Source organism: Sutcliffiella horikoshii (assembly GCF_008180725.1).
In the GTDB taxonomy this organism is placed as follows: Bacteria; Bacillota; Bacilli; order Bacillales; family Bacillaceae_I; genus Sutcliffiella_A; species Sutcliffiella_A horikoshii_B.
This window is the reverse complement of sequence record NZ_VTEV01000010.1, coordinates 38880-59040: the sequence shown is the minus strand read 5'-3', so window position 1 is coordinate 59040 and position 20161 is coordinate 38880. Positions and strand designations below refer to the sequence as shown.

14 protein-coding genes and 1 riboswitch are annotated in these 20161 nt (G+C 45.5%); of the genes, 10 read left to right on the top strand and 4 right to left on the bottom strand.

Translation table 11 applies throughout. The features are described from left to right. Nucleotides 1-179: 179 nt before the first annotated feature. From metH to FZC76_RS19785, 4 genes are read right to left on the bottom strand one after another with little or no spacing between them, the layout of a single operon-like run. Nucleotides 180-3659 (bottom strand): methionine synthase, encoded by a 3480-nt coding sequence (metH, locus tag FZC76_RS19800; RefSeq protein WP_187442169.1) that lies wholly within the window; start codon nucleotides 3657-3659, stop codon nucleotides 180-182. Further along, nucleotides 3652-5511: a bifunctional homocysteine S-methyltransferase/methylenetetrahydrofolate reductase gene (locus tag FZC76_RS19795; RefSeq protein ID WP_148989881.1), complete on the bottom strand. Its 1860-nt coding sequence runs from the start codon at nucleotides 5509-5511 to the stop codon at nucleotides 3652-3654. Before FZC76_RS19795 ends, metH begins: the two co-directional genes overlap by 8 nt. Continuing rightward, a complete protein-coding gene (metC, locus tag FZC76_RS19790; protein WP_148989880.1) occupies nucleotides 5495-6697 on the bottom strand; it encodes a cystathionine beta-lyase in 1203 nt (400 codons plus the stop codon). Before metC ends, FZC76_RS19795 begins: the two co-directional genes overlap by 17 nt. Next, nucleotides 6694-7812, bottom strand: a complete 1119-nt coding sequence (locus FZC76_RS19785) for a methionine biosynthesis PLP-dependent protein (protein ID WP_148989952.1) — start codon at nucleotides 7810-7812, stop codon at nucleotides 6694-6696. The genes metC and FZC76_RS19785 overlap by 4 nt, the downstream gene beginning before the upstream one ends. A 121-nt stretch (nucleotides 7813-7933) precedes the next feature. Continuing rightward, a riboswitch (SAM riboswitch) is annotated at nucleotides 7934-8054 on the bottom strand. Between the two features lie 281 nt (nucleotides 8055-8335). On the opposite strand from FZC76_RS19785, the gene cydD reads away from it, so the two are divergent. From cydD to FZC76_RS19740, 10 genes are all read left to right on the top strand, one after another. Further along, nucleotides 8336-10069, top strand: a complete 1734-nt coding sequence (gene cydD, locus FZC76_RS19780) for a thiol reductant ABC exporter subunit CydD (RefSeq protein ID WP_148989879.1) — start codon at nucleotides 8336-8338, stop codon at nucleotides 10067-10069. Further along, entirely contained in the window at nucleotides 10066-11790 is a 1725-nt protein-coding gene (gene cydC / locus FZC76_RS19775; RefSeq protein ID WP_148989878.1) for a thiol reductant ABC exporter subunit CydC, read from the top strand. Before cydD ends, cydC begins: the two co-directional genes overlap by 4 nt. A 93-nt stretch (nucleotides 11791-11883) precedes the next feature. After that, nucleotides 11884-12264 (top strand): hypothetical protein, encoded by a 381-nt coding sequence (locus tag FZC76_RS23280; protein ID WP_187442162.1) that lies wholly within the window; start codon nucleotides 11884-11886, stop codon nucleotides 12262-12264. 121 nt (nucleotides 12265-12385) lie between these two features. Beyond that, nucleotides 12386-14095, top strand: a complete 1710-nt coding sequence (locus tag FZC76_RS19770) for an ABC transporter ATP-binding protein (RefSeq protein ID WP_148989877.1) — start codon at nucleotides 12386-12388, stop codon at nucleotides 14093-14095. 92 nt (nucleotides 14096-14187) lie between these two features. Next, the gene (locus tag FZC76_RS19765; protein ID WP_148989876.1) at nucleotides 14188-14613 is read left to right on the top strand and encodes a general stress protein; all 426 of its coding nucleotides are present in this window, start codon (nucleotides 14188-14190) and stop codon (nucleotides 14611-14613) included. A 196-nt stretch (nucleotides 14614-14809) separates the two neighbouring features. Beyond that, nucleotides 14810-15739 (top strand): manganese-dependent inorganic pyrophosphatase, encoded by a 930-nt coding sequence (locus FZC76_RS19760; protein ID WP_148989875.1) that lies wholly within the window; start codon nucleotides 14810-14812, stop codon nucleotides 15737-15739. Nucleotides 15740-16274: 535 nt separating this feature from the next. Next, the gene (locus FZC76_RS19755) at nucleotides 16275-17531 is read left to right on the top strand and encodes an ABC transporter substrate-binding protein (protein ID WP_148989874.1); all 1257 of its coding nucleotides are present in this window, start codon (nucleotides 16275-16277) and stop codon (nucleotides 17529-17531) included. Next, nucleotides 17509-18375, top strand: a complete 867-nt coding sequence (locus FZC76_RS19750; RefSeq protein WP_148989873.1) for an ABC transporter permease — start codon at nucleotides 17509-17511, stop codon at nucleotides 18373-18375. Before FZC76_RS19755 ends, FZC76_RS19750 begins: the two co-directional genes overlap by 23 nt. A gap of 1 nt (nucleotide 18376) precedes the next feature. Further along, a complete protein-coding gene (locus FZC76_RS19745; protein ID WP_148989872.1) occupies nucleotides 18377-19180 on the top strand; it encodes an ABC transporter permease in 804 nt (267 codons plus the stop codon). Next, nucleotides 19177-20148 carry an ABC transporter ATP-binding protein gene (locus FZC76_RS19740; protein WP_148989871.1) on the top strand — a complete coding sequence of 324 codons (972 nt, stop codon included), beginning with the start codon at nucleotides 19177-19179 and terminating at the stop codon, nucleotides 20146-20148. Before FZC76_RS19745 ends, FZC76_RS19740 begins: the two co-directional genes overlap by 4 nt. Nucleotides 20149-20161 lie beyond the last annotated feature (13 nt).

Here is a 20161-nt window from a genome sequence, read left to right as displayed (position 1 = left end):
GAAACAAAATATATATCAAACGTTTGTTTAAATCGCCAACCCGTTGATACACCTGACCAAACGGCAGTTAATCAAATGTTTGTTTAAACTGAAATTCACGAACAATATCAGCACCTACCCAGCTTAATCAAACGTTCGTTCAATAAAAAAAACCCGCGCGACCACGCGGGGTTTCCTATCTACATCACATTAAAATACCTAGCCTCCGGATGCGCAAAAACAATCGCAGACACCGAGGCTTCCGGCTCCATCATGCAGCCATCCGTCAACTCCACACCAATATCCTCCGGCTGGATTAACTTGAACAGCTTTTGCTGATCATCCAAGTTCGGACATGCAGGATACCCAAACGAGAAACGTTGGCCTTGGTACTTAGCAGAAAATCGCTCCTTCATTGTAAAGCTGACAGAATCCGGAAACCCCCAACGGTCGCGCATTTGCTGATGGACCAACTCAGCCAATCCTTCTGCGGTCTCAAGCGCCAAAGCCTGCAGGGCATGGCTTTCCAAAAACCGGCCTTCCTTTTTATAGGTGGCACCCAATTCACGAATTCCGCGGCCGGCCGTTACGGCAAACAGTCCCACATAATCCATAACGCCACTTTCACGGGGCTTCACATAATCGGCCAAGCAAAGGTGAGGTGCTTTTGCCTGTCTTGGAAAATTGAACTGCTCAATTACTCTACTTGTGTCCTCCGGGTCATAGATGAACAGGGTATCGCCCTCAGACTGAGCCGGGAAGTATTGATACACGGCAGCTGGAGTAATAAGTTTATTCAGCTTAACTTCTGACAGGAGCTGATCTACCACACCTTTCACTTGCAGGGTGCGCTCATCCTTCTCAGCAATCAATCTCTCAATCTTTCCTTTTACCCCAAGATGGTGGCCAATCAACATTTGCATATTGATATACGGCTCCACATGGGAGACGGAAATGTTCCGCAGTAGGTGGCGTTTTGTATCACTTGGGATGAATACCCGTACATCCCGAGAGACATTGGAGCGCACCTTAACCGCCGTCGCAATAGCACTGCTGTCCTCAGTAGCACCAGGCGCGCTCTCTGCAGCTGCCTCCTCCTCCCGCAACCGCTTCTGTTTCTCCACCTGCTCATTCACCAACACTTCAAACTCCTCAGGTGAGCGCAACTGGTTAGCAAGCGCCAAGCCGTTCATCGCATCCTTCGCATACAAGACAAGCCCTTCGTATTCTTTGGAAATTTTGTTGTCTGTGAATTTACGAGACAACGCAGCCCCTCCTACTAAAATAGGAACCGAGATGTCGGATTGCTTCATATCCTGCGCCGTCAACACCATTTGTTGAGCGGATTTTACGAGTAGTCCGGATAGGCCTACGATATCCGGCTTTTCTTTTTTTATAGCCTGAATCAAGTCGGTGGAAGTCACTTTGATTCCGAGATCGACTACGTTGTATCCATTGTTGCTCAAGATGATGTCGACTAGATTTTTTCCGATGTCATGCACGTCGCCTTTCACAGTTGCGAGCAGAACTTTCCCTTTAGAAGAGGAGGTATCACTTGCCTCCATATGCGGCTCCAAGAAGGCAACAGACGCTTTCATAACTTCTGCGCTTTGCAGCACTTCCGCAACGATCAGCTGATTATCATTGAACAGACGGCCGACCTCCTTCATCCCGTTCATCAAAGGACCATTGATGATTTCCAGTGGTGTAGGGTAAGCGGCAAGCGCAAGCTCAAGGTCAGGGAGGAGCCCCTCTTTGGTCCCTTCCACCACATAGTAGGCTAGTCGCTCATCAAGCGGCAAATCCGGGATATTGGACTTCGCTTCTTTCTTTTTGCCACGGTAAAAGTCCGTAAACACTGCCAACGATTCATCGGTCGTTTCAAACAGCAATTTTTCTGCCATCTTGACCTCTTCGGCTGGGATGGATGCGAAACGCTCCAGCTTTTCTGTGTTCACGATTGCATAGTCTAGGCCTGCTTGTGTGCAGTGGTAGAGGTAAACAGCGTTGAGCACTTCACGTCCAACAGGTGGGAGTCCGAAAGATACGTTGCTGACACCAAGTATCGTCAGACAGGCAGGGAAGTGTTCTTTTATCAATCGAATTCCCTCAACCGTTGCATTCGCCGATCCAATATACTGCTCGTCACCTGTACCGACAGGGAAAACAAGCGGGTCAAATATGATGTCAGTAGGGGAGACCTTGTATTTGTTTACCAAAAGATCATAGGACCTCTGGGCAATCTCAAGTTTTCGTTCAGCGCTGACGCCCATTCCTTCTTCGTCAATGGTTCCGACGACAAGCGCGGCGCCATATTTATGAACCAATGGAATAATAGCTTCAAAGCGCTCCTCGCCATCCTCGAGGTTGATGGAGTTGATGATCGCTTTTCCCTGCGAGTATTTCAACGCCGCCTCAATGACCTGTTCGTCGGTGGAGTCGATGACAAGCGGGACCTTCACTTTTTTTACGACCTCTTGTACAAAAGCTTTCATGTCTTCTAGCTCATCGCGGTCCGGGTCGGCAAGGCAGATGTCGATGACGTGGGCGCCGCCTTTAACTTGGGCACGGGCCACTTCAGCTGCCTCTTCAAATTTTTTCTCCGCAATCAGTCTCTTAAACTTGCGGGATCCGATGACATTGGTGCGCTCCCCGACCATGATTGGACGGAGGGAAGGGTCGTCATAAATGAATGACTCAATTCCGGAAACGCTGTGATGCTCTGGAACAGAGGCAGAAGCACGAGGTTTGTAATCCTTCATCACTTCCGAAATCGCACGAATATGATCTGGCGTTGTACCGCAACAGCCTCCGACGATATTCAGCCAGCCTTGTTCTGCAAATCCGCCAAGCTTTGTGGCAAGGGACTGTGGTGTTTCATGATAATGGCCTTCTTCATCCGGGAGGCCTGCATTTGGATAGCAGCTGACCGCACTTTTGGACAAGTTGGAAAGTGTCCGGATATGGTCCTGCATGAATTCCGGACCGGTCGCACAGTTCAAACCGACTGCAAGGGGCTTCATGTGCTCTACAGAAACGTAGAAGGCATCGATTGCCTGACCTGCAAGGGTGGTTCCCATCGGTTCGATGGTTCCGGAGATGATGACAGGAACCGTGACACCCGTCTTTTCAAAAGCACGCTGGATTCCAAGGAAGGCACATTTTACGTTCAATAAGTCTTGGCTCGTCTCTACTAAAAGACAGTCAGAGCCGCCGTCCAGCAATCCGCGAGCCTGCTCTTCATAGGAATCTGTTAAAGCATCAAAGGTGGTCCCGCCTGTCACACTCAGTGTTTTCGTAGTCGGACCGATGGAGCCTGCAACAAAACGTGGCCACTCCGGGGTGGACACCTGAGCGGTCGCACGCTTGGCAATTTCCGCGCCGAGTCTATTAATCTCATAGGCCTTGAACCCAAGCTCATATTCATCAAGAACAAGGTCAGTCCCGCCGAACGTATTCGTCTCCACGATATCGGCACCGGCGTTCAAATATTCCACATGGATGTGCTCGATGACATCGGGTGCGGTGATGTTCAGGTTCTCGTTACAGCCGTCATACTCTTCGCCGCCAAAGTCATCTGGCGTGAGGTTTGCCTGCTGCAGCATCGTTCCCATTGCGCCGTCCATAATTAGAATCTTCTTTTGTAACTGCTGTTCTAGTAGTGTGATAGGTTTAGACATTTTGAACCCTCCTGGATGAATGGAACCGACCGTATTTTTTTGCATAGTTGGCAAGCTCGACTGTCAGTTCATAACGCATGAACGGGGTGATCAGGTAGATACCATTGAATAGTTCAAGTGCGGCATCCAGCAGCCCCTTGGCTATATTTAATCCCTCAAGACTTGCCTGCTGTGGATCATTTTGGTGACGATTCATCGCCTCAAGCACCTGTGGAGTCAGCTTGATCCCCGGAACCTCATGATGAAGGAAGTTTGCGTTTCTACTGCTTGTGAGTGGCATAATCCCAATATAGATAGGGGCATCAATATGTTTGGTAGCCTGATGGACTTCAAGTAGTTTTTCTTCGGAAAAAACAGGCTGACTGATGAAATAATCGGCGCCGGCTTCTATTTTTTTCTCCAACCGTTCAACTGCCTTATCAATGACGCGGACATTCGGATTAAAGGCAGCGCCGACAGAAAAGCTGGTATGCTCGCCAAGTTCTTTTCCGGTAAGGGAGACACCTTGGTTAAACTGTTTGATCATATTGATAAGACCAAACGAGGTGACGTCATAGACAGACGAGGCTCCCGGAAAATCACCAACTTTTGTTGGGTCGCCTGTTACTGCCAGTACGTCGTGAATGCCCAGCTGATGGAGTCCCATCAAATGTGACTGCAAGCCAATCAAATTTCGGTCGCGGCAGGTAATATGGATCAGCGGGCGCAATCCAATATCTGATTTCACGATGGATCCGAGTGCGGTGTTGCAGACCCGAGGAGAGGCAAGGGAATTGTCCGCTAACGTGAGCGCATCAATGCCTGCGTCCTTCAAAGCTTTAGCGCCGGCCATGAATTTATCTGTGTTCAGTTTGCGTGGAGGATCGAGCTCCACGATAATGGACCGTTCTTTTTTTGCTTTTTCGAAAAGAGGTGTTGGCACTTCCTTCTTTTTTGAAGGGATGATGATGGTTCGTTCTTTTCGTTTTACCTGTTTTTCTTTTACAGGGGCCACGTCTTGAAGTGCTCGGGAAAATGCCTGGATATGAGCAGGCGTTGTTCCGCAGCAGCCTCCCAATAATCTTACGCCTTGGTCTCGAAAAGCTAATGCGGTTTCTTTAAAATATTCCGCGTCGCTGTCATACTCTAGTTTTCCATCCACATAAGAGGGAAGACTTGCGTTCGGATAAGCCGAAAGATAAGCCTTCTTTGGAATCGACACCTCTTCCAGAGTGGAAATCATATGATATGGGCCAAGGCGGCAGTTTAGTCCGACAATATCAGCACCAAGTAATTCCAAGCGGTTTAAGGCATCCGTGATATGCACGCGGTTCTGCAAGTATCCAACCTCTTGAAGCGACACCTGTGCAATGATAGGCAGGTTCGTTTCTTTTCTAGCAATCTTTAGGACTGTCTCTAATTCTTCCAGATCATAGAAAGTTTCTAGTAAGATACCATCTACTCCTTCAAGCAACAGGCAGTAAAGCTGTTCACGGAAGGTGCGTTTGATTTCCTCGAGCGGAATGGCTTCCGGCTTGATGGCGCGGATTCCGCCGATTGTACCCACCACATGGGCATCAGGGTGATTCGCCACGGCCTTTTTCGCCAGCCTGACCGCCGCACTGTTTATTTCCTTCACCTGATCCTGCAGTCCATAGCGCTCGAGCTTGTGGTAGTTGGCCGCATACGAGTTAGTCTGGATAAGGTTAGCGCCGGCATTCAGATACGCCTTATGAATATTATAGATTTGGTTTGGTTGCGATAAATTTAATTCTTCAAAGCAACAATCAGAGCCGTAGGAATAGAGGAGGGTCCCCATCGCACCGTCTGCAATTAAAATGTTGTCTTGCGCTAAACTATCTAAGATTCCCATGGATTATCCTCCGTTGCTCTTGGTTTTCACTTGCTGCTGTACTGGTATGTTGAAATGCTTGTTCAAAGTCTTCTATAAGATCCTCCGCACATTCAAGTCCAACAGACAGGCGGAGTAGGGAGTTGGAGATGCCTCGTTTTAATCGTTCTGCTTCCGGCATTGCCGCATGAGACATTTTCGCCGGAAAGGAAAGGATGGATTCTACTGCCCCTAAACTGACAGCAAACACTGGGATCTCGACCTTGCCGACAAACTTTCTGAGGTCCTCCTCACTGTGAAGTTCAAAAGAAAGGACAGCTCCAGGTCCCTGCGCCTGTCTATGTTGGAGCGTGAAGCCAGGGTGTGTCGTCAATCCTGGAAAATAAACCTTTTTAACGGCAGGGTGTTTTTCTAGGTAACTTGCGATCTTGTAGGCTGATTTTTGGGACTGCTCCAGCCTTACATGTAGGGTTTTGAGCCCTCTTAAAACCAGCCATGCATCTTGGACACCAAGCACCGCGCCGAAGGAATTTTGCAAAAAGGCTAAACGGTCGGCAAGCACAGGATTCTTTGCCACCGCAAGGCCGGCCACGACATCGCTATGTCCAGAGAGAAACTTGGTTGCGCTGTGTAGGACAAGATCGGCACCAAGTTCCAGTGGCTTTTGCAAGGCTGGGGTCAAAAAAGTGTTGTCGACGAATGTGCATGCATCGATTGATTTGGCGAGTGTGGAAATAGCTGCGATGTCTGTTACTTTTAACAACGGATTGGATGGTGTTTCCACATAAAACAGTTTCGTGTTAGCTTGGATGGCTGCTTTCACTTTTTCTAAATTGGTCATGTCCACAAACGTATGCTCCACGCCGTAACGGGTAAGAACCTCTGAAACCATTCGGTAGGTTCCGCCGTAAACGTCTTCTGAGATTAGGACATGATCACCTTGTGAAAGAAGGAGAAAAGCAGTCGAAATCGCCGCCATCCCAGATGAAAAAGCAAAGCCTCTGGTTCCTTCTTCTAAGTGTGCGATTGTTTCTTCGAGTGCTTCCCGGGTCGGATTGGCGGACCGTCCATAGTCATATTTGCCAAAGGAATCGATATCAGGCTGATGAAAAGTGGATGCGTGTTGGATGGGCACACTGACTGCTCCATTGCTTTTATCAAACTTATGGCGGTTGTGTAACAGCTTCGTTTGAAAAGAATGGCTCATGATAGGACCTCCCTTTGGATGGAAGCAGCTTTCAGTGCCGCCTCTAAGTCTTGAATCAAGTCTTCTGCGTCTTCAATGCCGACTGAAAAGCGTAACAGTCTGTTGCAAACTCCGGTCTCCATGCGAATCTTTTCTGGAATGTCCGCATGCGTTTGGGTGGCGGGATAAGTAATGAAGCTTTCCACGCCCCCTAGGCTTTCGGCAAAAGTAATCAGCTTTAAGCTTTGAAGTAAGGGATTGACCCATGCTTCGTCTTGGATGCGAAAAGAGAGCATGCCGCCTCTTCCCGGATACAGGACGTCCGTGATGGAGTCATGCTGATTCAAATATTCCGCGATTATCTGCGCATTCTTTTCATGGCGTTCCATGCGAAGGGACAAGGTTTTCATGCCGCGGATCAACAGCCACGAGTCGAACGGACTGAGTACCGCACCTGCCGCGTTATGGTGAAGCGACAGTAATTCACAAAGTTCTGCGCCTTTTGCGACAAGGAGCCCTGCAAGCACATCATTATGCCCGCCAAGATATTTGGTCGCACTGTGAATGACGATGTCCGCGCCTAATTTTATGGGGTTTAATAGAACAGGAGTGTAAAACGTATTGTCACAGATTAATAGAAGTCCATGCGCTTTCGCTATCTCAGAGACTGCTTCTAAGTCTGTTTCTACCATCAGGGGATTGGTGGGAGTCTCCACAAAAATAGCCTTCGTCTGTGGAGTAATGGCTTTTTTAATCTCTGAAAGGTCGGTTGTGTCCACATAGCTACAACACAGTCCCCATTTTTTATAGCCTTCTTCAAAAAGGCGGTACGTACCGCCGTACAGGTCCTTACATACAATGAGGTGGTCACCCGACTTAAAAAGGGAAAGGATGGTCAAAATTGCCGCCATTCCGGAGCTGCAGGCAAATCCTTGATCGCCCCCCTCTAGATCCGCAATGGCTTTTTCCAACACATGGCGCGTGGGATTCCCTGTTCTTGTATAGTCATAGCCCGTCGATTGTCCGATGCCCTCATGGCGATAGGCGGTGGAAAAATAAACAGGTGGATTCACTGTTCCAGTGGCAGTTTCTGAACGATTTCCAATTTGCGCAAGCTTCGTTTCCGTTTTATACATGAAGTGGCCTCCTATATGGTAAGTGACAATTAATTTCCAGAGGGAGAGAGGCTTTAATGCTTTATTGGATAAAAAGAAAAAGCCTTCTATAAGAAGAAGACTTTTATCGAAAAGTACATTCTTCTCATCTCTGCAAGCATCACAGCTTGCTGGAATTAGCACCTTTTCAACGTCCTTTTAATAGGGCGTTGCTGGTTGCTGAGGTGTCTTCGGGCCATTCCCTCAACCTCTCTGGATAAGAAAGTTCACTATTTAATTATCAGAACAATTTAATTATTTTACTAATTTACAACAGCTCAAGGTGAAATGCAATGTTTTTTTCTGGATGAATTATTTTATGCGGTGAAGGAGTGGGGTAGAAGTGAAGAGTGCAAAGAATTTTTTTTGTCATAAAATGGTCAATCCCAAAAGAGGAAATTCCACCGAGCGTGTTATATAATGTTAACTATAAAGTATGTGAAACTTTTCACTAACTAACTATTTTAATCCGATTTTCATTAATAGAAAAGAGGGATTTAACTATATGACTGATCTAAAAACAATCGCAAAATCTCATAGAGGCACAAGGATGACGCTGATCTTAATTGCTATACTTACAGGGGCGACGGTCATCGGGCAGGCATATTTCTTTGTCACCATTGTGGACCGCGTGTTCCTAAGGGGCCACACTTTTCAAGAAATCCTGCCATTCCTGGGGGGACTTCTAGCAGTATTGGCTGCACGAGCGGCTTTAACCTATTGGAGCGGTTTGACAGGTGTGAAGCTTGCTGCCAAAGTAAAACGTGAATTCCGGATTGCGTTGCTACAGAAATTTTCCAACAGTCCTGTTCAAGCTTCCCTTAAGGGTCAGTCCGGCCAAAAGGTTAGCGTTATGATGGATGCGGTAGATGAAATAGATCCGTATTTCAGCAGATACGTGCCACAGGTCATCCAATCGAGCATCATTCCAATCATGATCTTGATCGCGGCATTCAGCCAGCATGTAAATACAGGTTTGATCATTCTGATTACGGCGCCGTTCATTCCCATTTTCATGATTGTGGTTGGCTTGAAAACAAAGAAAAAATCAGAAGAGCAGATGGATAAACTGAATGCTTTTTCGGGAACGTTTCTTGATACGTTGCAAGGGCTCACGACATTAAAGCTTTTCGGTCGCTCAGCCAAACAGCAGCAAACGATCGAAAACAGTAGCTTAAGCTTCCGTGATGCGACGATGGAAGTGTTGCGAATCGCATTTCTCTCGTCTTTAATGCTGGAATTCATTTCCATGCTTGCCATTGGATTGATTGCACTTGAAGTAGGCTTGCAGCTTGTTGTTTTTGAAAATGTTACGTTCTTCACTGCATTTTTTGTATTGGTATTGGCACCTGAGTTCTATCTATACCTGAAAGAGCTTGGAAGCGCCTTTCATACCGGGCGTGGAAGTATGGGAGCGGCAAAAAAGGTGACAGATGAGCTGGCAGAAGAGGAGAATCCTATTGAATGGGGAGGCTCAACATTTCAAGTGGAGCAGGGTCCTCCTGCAATACAACTGAAAAACCTTGGCTTCCGTTATGGAGATAAAGGCTTTGCCATAGAAAATATAACAGTGGATATTCCGCCATATACGCAGCTTGCTTTGATTGGACGAAGTGGTGCAGGAAAATCGACACTTCTCAATCTGATGGCAGGGTTGATTCGTCCTTCAGAAGGGGAAGTCTTGGTAGAAGGAAAGCCGTTATTTGAATATGTGGAAAAAGCGTGGTTTGACCGCGTCAGCTATATCTCCCAAAATCCATATCTTTTTTCCGGAACGATTGCCGATAACATTGCGATTGGCGGAAAGGCGGAAGCGACAAAAGAAGAAATAAGAGATGCTGCGGAGAAAGCAGGTATCCTTCCGTTGATTGAGTCGTTACCAGAAGGTTTTGAAACGAAAATAGGTGAAGTGGGGAGAGGTTTGTCTGGCGGTGAAAAGCAGCGGTTGGCATTGGCGCGGGCTTTTTTGAAAAAGCCATCAGTCATCCTGTTTGACGAACCGACTACAGGACTTGATCTGCAGACGGAGCGGATTTTGCAGGCTTCTATAAAGGAGCTGGCCAAGACGTCTACGGTTATAACGGTTGCGCATAGATTGCACACAATTAAACAGGCGGACTCGATTTTACTGCTTGAATCAGGCGCGTTGATTGCCCAAGGAACGCATGAGGAGCTGGTTGAAACGGTGCCGGCTTACAATGATATGGTTTCTGTCCAACAAGGAGGGAGTGCGGGATGAGAGAATTAGCACATGTAGTGAAACTAGTCATGCTGGAAAAGAAGGATATTCTCCTCTCCATTTTGCTTGGATTTTCAGCAGGGATTACGGCGGTTGGGCTGTTTGCCTCTAGTGGTTATCTTATCTCCAAAGCGGCCTTGGCTCCGCCGATTTATACCTTGACTGTAATGATTGCTGTGTTGAAGCTATTCGGCTTCGCGAGGGCATTTAGTAGATATGGCGAACGTTTGTATTCGCACAGGGCGACTTTTACGATATTAAGTAATTTGCGTGTTTCTTTTTATAAAAAAATCGAGCCGCTTGCGCCGCAGATTTTTCAAAAGTACCGCAGCGGTGATTTGCTTGCACGGATTGTGGGGGACGTGGAAAGCTTACAGAACTTCTTTCTACGCGTGTTTTACCCGCCGGTAGTGTTGGTACTAGTCTTTTTAAGCACAATATTTTTCATTTCCTTTTTCTCTATTTATCTGGCATTGGTGATGTTCATCGGATTGATTTTGACTGGATTTGTAGTGCCGGCTATCTTTGCAGTAGGACAACGCCGATTGCAAAGTCGTGTGAGAGAAGAAAGAGGGGCGCTATCGACAGAGGTGACGGAGCTTTTTTATGGATTCCGCGATTTGAAAATTTATCAGCAACTGAATGATAAGGAGAAGTTGCTGGGGGAAGCGGCGGCATCATATGTTGCAGAGCAGGAGCGAGAAGGGAAACAGGCGATGTTCAATCAATCAGTGAACACGTTTATTACGTTGCTTGTTTCGTGGACCTTGCTTGCACTCGGCGCGTATCTGACGGTGGAAGGACAGTTTGACGGACTGTTTCTGGCGATGCTTGTGATGATTTCCTTGACTGTGTTTGAAAATGCAGCACCGATGGCTGTTTTCCCGAATCATTATGAGGAGAGTAGAAGGGCTGCTGTTAGGTTGGATGATGTGGTGGACGTGGCGCAGGTTGTAGGTGCCGCGACTGCTGGGACAACTGTGAAACTACCTGAACAGCAGGCATTTTCTTTTAAAATGAAGGATGTTACCTTCCGCTATCCTGGAGAATCCCGTCCAACGCTGGACGAAGTGAGTGTTAGTTTGCCTGCTGGATCCAAAACGGCCATTGTCGGCCCAAGCGGTTCTGGGAAATCTACATTGTTGCAGTTGCTGTTGAAGATATATGAGGCAGAGGAAGGGATTGTCTCTTTGGGTGAGTGGGACTATGCTGCAGTGGAACAAGAGGACTTGTGGAGTAAGGCAAATGTCGTACTGCAGGAAAATCACTTTTTCTATGGCACTATTAGGGAGAATCTTGCGCTTGCCAAGGATGGATTGAGTGATGAAGAGATGTTGGAAGCATTAGGCGCGGTGAAGCTTGACGGCTTTTCCTTGGATGATGAGGTGTTGGAAAAAGGGGAGAACCTTTCCGGCGGGGAGAAACAGCGCCTTGCTATAGCACGTGCATTGTTGAAGGCGGAACGTTTGTGGCTCTTGGATGAGCCGACTTCCTCTGTGGATGCTGTTACAGAAGCGGCAATTTTTGAGAAGCTTTTTGACGCGGCCGCAGAGGATACAGTGGTGCTGGTCAGTCACCGCTTGACGGGCTTAGAGAAGATGGATCAGATCATTGTCATGGAGAATAGCCGTGTCGTAGAGGCAGGGACATTCGATGAGCTGATGAGGATGAAAGGGTATTTTTATGAGATGAAAGAGATTGAGAAGAGCGTTTTTATGTAAGTGAGGGGTTTTAGCTTTAGCTTGGTCGTCTAGGGGGAGTTTGTAGTCCCTTGGGCGGCTTTTTTGCTTTGATCAATAGAAGTGCTATGACAAATGTCCGAAGTTTTGGAAAAGTTGACCGAAGATTTCGCGAAGTTGTCCAAAGATTTTCCAAAGTTGACCGAAGTATTGAGGAATTTGACCGAACGAATTTTTCAAATGACCGAAGGCCCCAAATATTTGACCGAACATCCGCCTGTAAATGTCCGAACCCCCACCAAAATAGGTAATAAAATGTCTGAACCAAGGAGGATAGTTGTCCGAATGGTTTTTTACCACTCAAAAGTTGATCATTTTCCCTTCTTTTTACGCCAAAATCAATTAAAAACCAAAAATCCAAAATCTAATTTGCTAAAAACCTTCTTCACCTCCTGGAGTTGCCTCGTTCATCCCAAAGAGTTCCCTTCCCATCCTAAAAGTACACTTCTAACATAAATTACATTGACGTGCATCAGCAAATAATAGTATAGTAGAGTTTAAATGATAATGATTATCATTAGAGGGTCGAAATAAAAACAATCAGTATACATAACAATTGAAAAAGGGTGTGAAAGTATTGGTACGACGGTTTTTCTCGTATTATAAGCCATATAAATGGCTGTTTATTTTGGATTTTTCCTGCGCCGTTTTAGTAGGTTTGTTGGAACTGGCGTTTCCGGTTGCCGTAAACCAGGTGATTGATAAACTTTTGCCACAGGAAAATTGGACGCTTATCGTCTGGGCGTGCATCGGGCTGCTTGCCATTTATGCCATCAACACCGGACTCCATTATGTGGTTACCTATTGGGGCCATATGCTTGGGATTAATATTGAAACCGACATGCGCAGAAAGTTATTTCAGCACATGCAGAAGCTTTCATTCGGCTATTATGACAATAATAAAACAGGGCACTCTATCTCTAGGCTTACTAAGGACTTAGAGGAAATCGGAGAAGTTGCCCACCATGGACCTGAGGATGTGTTTGTGGCCTTGATGACGCTTATCGGGGCGTTTTTCATCATGCTCACCATCAACTGGAAGCTTGCCATTCTATCATTCTTAGTCATTCCGCTGTTAATGATTCTTGCCATCCATTTTAATAAAAAAATGACACGTACGTTTCGCAGAATGTTCAGTGACGTGGCAGAAATAAATGCAAGAGTGGAAGACAGCATCGGGGGAATCCGCGTGGTGCAGGCTTTTGCGAACGAAAAACACGAACAGAAGCAATTTGCGGTGAACAATGAAAGCTATCGTTCTACGAAACTGGCTTCTTATAAAATTATGGCTCAGAATGTCACGGCTAACTATATGCTAATGCGTCTTGTGACATTATTTACGCTGCTATTCGGAACCTTTTTCGTTATACGCGGGGAGCTTAGCTATGGGGAATTTGTTGCTTTCATCCTGCTCTCTAATATTTTACTAGGACCTATTCAGAAAATAAATGCAGTGATTGAGAGCTATCCAAAGGGAATTGCGGGGTTCAAACGGTATACAGAAATCATGGATACGGAACCGGATATTGCAGATGCACCTGATGCTGTCCATGCCGAATTAGAGGGAGAGATTCACTACCGAAATGTATCATTTGGTTATGAGGGTAACGAGCGAGTATTGAAAAACATCAACCTCACCGTCAGAGCGGGTGAAACAGTTGCGATTGTTGGTCCATCAGGTGCCGGGAAAACCACGCTGTGCAGTCTTTTGCCACGGTTCTATGAACTAGAAGAAGGCAGCATTCTCATTGACGGCTATGATACACGCGAACTCAAGCTTGAATCCTTGCGAAGCCAAATCGGAATCGTGCAGCAGGATGTGTTTTTATTTTCAGGAACGATCCGAGAAAATATTGCATACGGCAAACTTGATGCAACAGACGAAGAAATCATGGAGGCGGCAAGACGTTCTCAGCTGGATGAATTCATTTCCACACAGCCACAGGGACTTGATACCGTTATCGGTGAACGCGGGGTGAAACTGTCTGGCGGGCAGAAGCAGCGTCTTGCCATTTCAAGGATTTTCCTGAAAAACCCGCCAATCCTGATTTTAGATGAAGCGACCTCCGCACTTGATACGGAAACGGAACGCGCTATCCAAGGATCGTTAACGGAGCTTTCTAAAGACCGGACAACGCTGGTCATTGCACACCGCCTTGCCACCATCAAAAATGCAGACCGTATTATGGTCGTGACAAAAGATGGCATCGCAGAACAAGGCCGACATGAAGAGCTGATTGAAGCAGAAGGAATCTATAGCAGATTGCATCATGCCCAGTTTGGTTAAGTGTTAGGAAATTTTTGTAAGGGTGTTTCAACTGTTTCCAAGGGGGAATGTATAGAGAAAAGAGCTATTCTTTTTCCTAGGAGGAAACGATAATGAAAAAAACGATATTAGGTGTATATGATACAGAGAAAAAAGCCAGAAATGTAGTGGAAGGCTTGATTGTCCAGGGGTACCGGGCGGAAGAGATTGTCGTGGTTGCGCTTGGAGATGAAATTGGTTCCAACTATCCCACAGGCACGAGGGTAGAACACATTACATCTGAAGAAGACGATTCCATGGTCGACAAGCTTTTCTTGCCAGATGAGGCGCATGCACCAAGAGGAGTGGGCAACAAATTGCTTGAACTAGGCCTCTCAGACCGCGATGCGCCAATGTATGCAACTGATGTGGAGAACGGCAGGATATTGGTGCTGACAAATGAAAAAGAGAGCCAGGAAGTGCGGACCGTTGAGCCTTGTGTGGAAGAACGTGGTCAGTTAAGGATGACGGAAGACACGGCTGTTAGGCAACTAGATTAAATACAACAATTGGAAAACGTAAGGGCGTCTTCATTCAGTGGAGGCGTTCCTTTTTTCTGTATTTTTCATTAAAACCTTATAGAGAAACATTTCAAAAGGAATTTCATTTTGAATCAGAAGATATTTTAAGGTAATATACAAAGTGGAAGAGTTAGTAGAATTAGCTCGATAAAACATATACGCAAGGAGAGTACTCATGACAAAAGTTTTAGTACTAGGACATAAAAACCCAGATACAGATTCCATCTGCTCGGCAATCGCTTATGCAGATTTGAAAAAGCAATTAGGCATGGATGCAGAGCCTGTTCGCTTAGGTGAGTTAAACGGTGAAACAGAATATGCGTTAAAAGAATTCAATAGCGAAGTGCCTCGTTTAGTAGAAACTGTTGCAAATGAAGTCAAAGAAGTAATCTTAGTCGACCACAACGAGCGCCAACAAAGCGTAAGTGATATCGATCAAGTTCGCGTGCTGGAAGTAATTGATCACCACCGTATCGCAAACTTTGAAACAACTGATCCTTTATACTACCGTGCAGAGCCTGTTGGTTGCACTGCGACAATCTTAAACAAGCTATACAAGGAAAATGGTGTGGAAATCTCTAAGCCTGTTGCTGGTTTAATGCTTTCTGCTATCATTTCTGATTCTCTGTTGTTCAAATCCCCGACTTGCACAGAGCAAGATGTACAAGCTGCAAAAGAACTTGCGGAAATCGCGGGAGTGAATGCAGAAGAGTACGGCCTTGCCATGTTAAAAGCAGGAGCGGATCTGAGCGACAAAACAGTAGAACAACTGATTTCCTTAGATGCGAAAGAATTCCAAATGGGCAACTACAAAGTGGAAATCGCGCAAGTAAACACGGTTGATACAAACGACGTTCTTGCAAAACAGGAAGAGTTGGAAGCAGTGATCACAGCCAACGTTGCTGACAAGGATCTAGATTTATTCCTACTTGTCGTGACGGATATTTTAGAAAATGATTCTGTTGCACTTGCACTTGGTTCCCAAGCGCCAGTTGTGGAGAAAGCGTACAATGTAACTCTTGAAAACAACACAGCTTTATTGAAGGGTGTTGTATCCCGAAAGAAGCAAGTTGTTCCTGTGTTGACGGATGCTTTAACAAAATAATACGTATCTTCGGATAGATGGACGCATGGATTGATTCTTTTGGTGAGTTGGTCCATGCGTTTTTTAGTTTTTTGGGGAATATGAAAGTTTTTCAGATGATTTTTATGTGTTTTTAGATGCTTTTAAACCGTTCGGTCAATAAAGTGGATGCTTCGGACAATTTTAGCAGCTTTTTGGCTATGGCTCGGACAATTTCATAGTCGGGTTCGGTCAACATTTCGAGACGTTCGGTCATTTGAAAATTTCGTTCGGTCAAATTCGGAAAATCTTCGGCCACTTCTGTCAAAACTTCGGCCAAAAAACGAAAATCTTTGGACATTTTCCTAAAATGGAAGTAAGTTCATCCCGCTGGCCCCTCGTCCATCAGCCCTCCCACCTAAAAGTTACCCCAAAAGTGATCCAAATCTTCACCCGAAACGTTAGGTTCCTAAAGAACCTAAACCCACCACAAACATACCAACATTTTAAAGTACAAAAGGATAGTGTTATATATATAGATAGAGATTGATTCGATAAAGAGAGAAGAGGGACGCACATGATAAAGATAAGGTTACTGGCAGTATCATTAATAATCGTTCTATTAGTTGCCGCAGCTGGCTGCTCGAACACAAACTCAAACAACAGCGACACCGCAGGCGAAGAACTAAATGAAAAAGAGTGGAGCGACATCACCGACCTTGCAAACGGCTCCAAGGTCCGAATTTTCATGTGGGGCGGAGATGAAGGGATCAACCGCTATATGGATGAATGGGTCGCACCAAATTTAAAAGAAGCCCATAACATCGAACTAGAGCGAGTCCCGATGGATACCAATGAAATCCTCCAAAAATTGTCCACGGAAAAGCGTGCAAACAAAGAAGAAGGAACCATCGACATTGTCTGGATCAACGGGGAAAACTTCAAGAATGCTAAGGAGTTTGAGCTCCTCTACGGACCTTTCAGTGAAAAACTCCCGAACTACCAAAACTTTGTGGACACCGAAAGCCTCGACATTCAATATGACTTCGGTACAGAGGTAGATGGACTGGAGGCACCATGGGGCAAAGTGCAATTTGTTTTCCTTTATGACGAAGAACAAGTGCAGACCCCACCAGCAAACCTAGAAGAGCTAAAAGATTGGATAAAAGAAAATCCAGGAAGATTCACATATCCTGACGCCAATGATTTTACAGGCAACGCGTTCTTAAGGCATGTCCTGTATAATGCGGTCGGCGGACCGGAGAAATTATTAGAAGACGGCTACAGTGAAGAGATTTTAACAGAGAACCAAGAAGACATGTGGAACTACCTCCGTGACATCCAACCCTCCCTATGGAGAAAAGGGGAAACTTATCCAGCAACTCTCACGGATCTGGATCGCCTCTATAGCCAAGGGGAAGTGTGGATGACGATGGGGTATAACGAAGCGAGGGCCGAAAGTCTTATCAAGGACGGCGTATTCCCTGAAAGTACGAAATCCTTTGTGTTTGATTCAGGTTCCATCGGAAACACGCACTTTCTGGCTATCCCGTTTAACAGTCCAAATAAAGCAGGTGCGATGGCGGCCATTGATTTCTTGATGTCCCCTGATGCGCAGCTTGCCAAGTATGAATCCACCTATTGGGGAGAAAATATGGCACTGGATCCGACAAAGCTGCCAGAAGAGCAAAAAGAAAAGCTGGCTAACATGGATCGCGGAGCATCTGTCCTTCCACCTGAAAAGCTGAGTGAAAGCCTGTTACCGGAAGTGGATGCGGAATATGTGAACTGGTTGAAGGAGCATTGGGTCAATGAAGTGGTTCAAAAGCAATAGCTGGAGTCTTGCACTCCTTCCGGCTTTTCTTTTTACATTCTGCCTTGTCGTATATGGACTTTTTATGGCGGCACAGGAGAGTGTGACAACCTTGAACGGTTTTTCGCTGGATGCCTATAAAAAAATATTCGGTAACGAGGCATTCCTTGAATCGTTGAAATATAGTCTCAGGATTGCCTTCGTTTCCACAATGCTGTCTCTTTTATTGGGACTTTTTCTAACAAAATTTCTATTTGAAACCTTGAAAAACCAATTGGCACGAACCGTTGTTTGGCTGCCATTGTTATTTCCTCACTTTGTTTGGGGATATATGATGATCTTGCTTTTTTCTCAGACTGGCTGGTTTTCCACCCTGCTCCATGAACTGTCCATTATAAATAGTCCAGATCAGTTTCCAGTCCTGACAAATGACCGCTATGGGATCGGCATCATCATTACTTACACGCTAAAAGAGATTCCCTTTGTCGTCCTTATGCTTCTCCCTGTTTATGCACAGCTGAACCGCGATTTGCCGAATGTGGTAAAGACGCTTGGCGGCAACAAATGGCATGTGTTTAAAACAGTCGAATGGCCATGGTTGTTTCCAGTGCTGATGGAAGCGGGGCTCATTGTTTTTGCCTTTATTTTGGCGGCATTTGAGGTGCCTTATTTACTTGGCACGACCTATCCAAAAATGGTCTCTGTCCTTGCCTATGAGTGGTTTTACCAAGGAGATTGGACGAAAAGGCCTGAATCATTTGCTGTGATGATGACAGTGACTGCGATTATCTTTGGGATGCTTATCATCCTATTAAGTTTGGTTTCAAGATCAAGGTATCGGATGATGAAAGGAAACGGGATGTAAGATGAGTAGGAATAGAAACTGGAGCTTATGGTATATAATTTTTGCGTTCGTTCTCTTTCTACCTGTCCTGCTATTGCTGGTGAAAAGTGTATCCTACGGTTGGCGGTGGGGGGAAATCATCCCCACTTCTTTTTCTGGAAGAGGCTTCACCGTCCTGCTTAATGATGCGCGTTTTTACTCAGCGATTGGAATGACGCTTCTGATTGGAATGGTCGTTATTCTCCTCAACTTGGCCATTGCAGTACCAGCCGCAAGGGCACTTGCCTTTCACTCTTTCAGAGGAAAAGCGCTGGTTGAAGTGGTACTTCTCCTCCCAATCCTCATCCCGAGTCTAGCAGTGGCGATGGGGATTCATATAACCATGATACGATTGGGTTTGGCGGACCAGTGGCTTGGTGTTGTGTTCGTCCACCTCATTCCGACGGTACCATATTCAATAAAAATTTTAAGATCGGGCTTTGAAAGACTTGGACAGAAGTGGGAAGAACAAGCAAGCTCGCTCGGAGGCACAAAAGGCGCAATCCTCTACAGAATTTACTTGCCGCAATTATTGCCAAGCTTCCGTAGTATGGTGTTTTTAATTTTTGTTATTTCCTTAAGTCAATATGCGCTCACGTCCATCATCGGTGGCGGAAACGTATTGACGTTGGCTATGTTATACTTTCCGTTCCTGTCGTCAGTGGACGAAGCAGTCATTGCGAGCTTTTCCATCGTGTTTGCATTGCTTCCTATTTGTGTGATGATCGGGTTTGAACTAGTGTTTCGACTGGTGATTCCTTATCAGAAAAGGGTGTTTTTAGATTGAGTGAAAAAATAGTGATAGAAAACGTATCAAAAAAATATGGAGAGAAAAGCATCATCCGTCATATGAATTTGACCATCAATCAAGGTGAAATCATCAGTGTTGTCGGTCCTTCAGGAAGCGGAAAATCCACGTTATTGAAGTGTCTTGCTGGGCTGGAACCAGTTTCAGCTGGGACCATCAAAGTGGGGCAAAAGGATATCACCTCCATGCAGGCCAATCAGCGTCCGATTGTCATGATGTTTCAACAGCCCCTTTTGTTTCCACATATGACCGTTTTGGAAAATGTCATGATTGGTTTATCTTTTAAAAGAAAAGGGTCAAAGGCCAAGCGAAAAGAGTTGGCTACCAATTTCTTAATGAAAGTCGGACTTGATGGATACGGAAAAAATTATCCTTACGAGCTTTCTGGCGGACAACAGCAAAGGGTTGCGTTGGCTAGGGCACTAATCACTAATCCGCAACTATTGCTCTTAGATGAACCTTTTAGCAGTATCGATAATGAGAAAAGGGACGAATTACGGTTATGGGTGCGAAATTTATTGAAAGAAGAAGGTATTGCAAGCCTTTTTATCACTCATGATATAGAAGAAGCGATGTTGATGGGGGATCGGGTTGTAGTTTTTGCCGAACAGAAAATCCAACAGGTTGGCGCGCCGATGGATGTGTATGAGGAGCCGGCAACACCTTTTGTCGCAAAATTTTATTCTGATGGTCTTCTGATAGGTAAGCGTTCCTTTGTTCATTCAAAAAAGTTAAAAGTAACAAAAGAACACTCAGAGTCCAGCTACCAGTCATATAAAGGCTCAATAGTACAGAAAAAAGTAAAACATGGCAGTCTTTTTTATGATATTCAGATGGAAGAACTCAATCAAAAGCTCACCCTTCCTTCAACGGAAGATTTAAACCTATCCCAAAAAGTATGGGTAACGGTGCAAAAAGAACATGATCTTATTCATTTTAAGAATTGATTTAGAAAATACT

Coding starts and splice junctions, on each gene's coding strand:
- metH (WP_187442169.1), bottom strand. CDS start 3,659: ATGTCTAAACCTATCACACTACTAGAACAGCAGTTACAAAAGAAGATT.
- FZC76_RS19795 (WP_148989881.1), bottom strand. CDS start 5,511: ATGGGAATCTTAGATAGTTTAGCGCAAGACAACATTTTAATTGCAGAC.
- metC (WP_148989880.1), bottom strand. CDS start 6,697: ATGAGCCATTCTTTTCAAACGAAGCTGTTACACAACCGCCATAAGTTT.
- FZC76_RS19785 (WP_148989952.1), bottom strand. CDS start 7,812: ATGTATAAAACGGAAACGAAGCTTGCGCAAATTGGAAATCGTTCAGAA.
- cydD (WP_148989879.1), top strand. CDS start 8,336: ATGACTGATCTAAAAACAATCGCAAAATCTCATAGAGGCACAAGGATG.
- cydC (WP_148989878.1), top strand. CDS start 10,066: ATGAGAGAATTAGCACATGTAGTGAAACTAGTCATGCTGGAAAAGAAG.
- FZC76_RS23280 (WP_187442162.1), top strand. CDS start 11,884: ATGTCCGAAGTTTTGGAAAAGTTGACCGAAGATTTCGCGAAGTTGTCC.
- FZC76_RS19765 (WP_148989876.1), top strand. CDS start 14,188: ATGAAAAAAACGATATTAGGTGTATATGATACAGAGAAAAAAGCCAGA.
- FZC76_RS19760 (WP_148989875.1), top strand. CDS start 14,810: ATGACAAAAGTTTTAGTACTAGGACATAAAAACCCAGATACAGATTCC.
- FZC76_RS19755 (WP_148989874.1), top strand. CDS start 16,275: ATGATAAAGATAAGGTTACTGGCAGTATCATTAATAATCGTTCTATTA.
- FZC76_RS19750 (WP_148989873.1), top strand. CDS start 17,509: ATGAAGTGGTTCAAAAGCAATAGCTGGAGTCTTGCACTCCTTCCGGCT.
- FZC76_RS19745 (WP_148989872.1), top strand. CDS start 18,377: ATGAGTAGGAATAGAAACTGGAGCTTATGGTATATAATTTTTGCGTTC.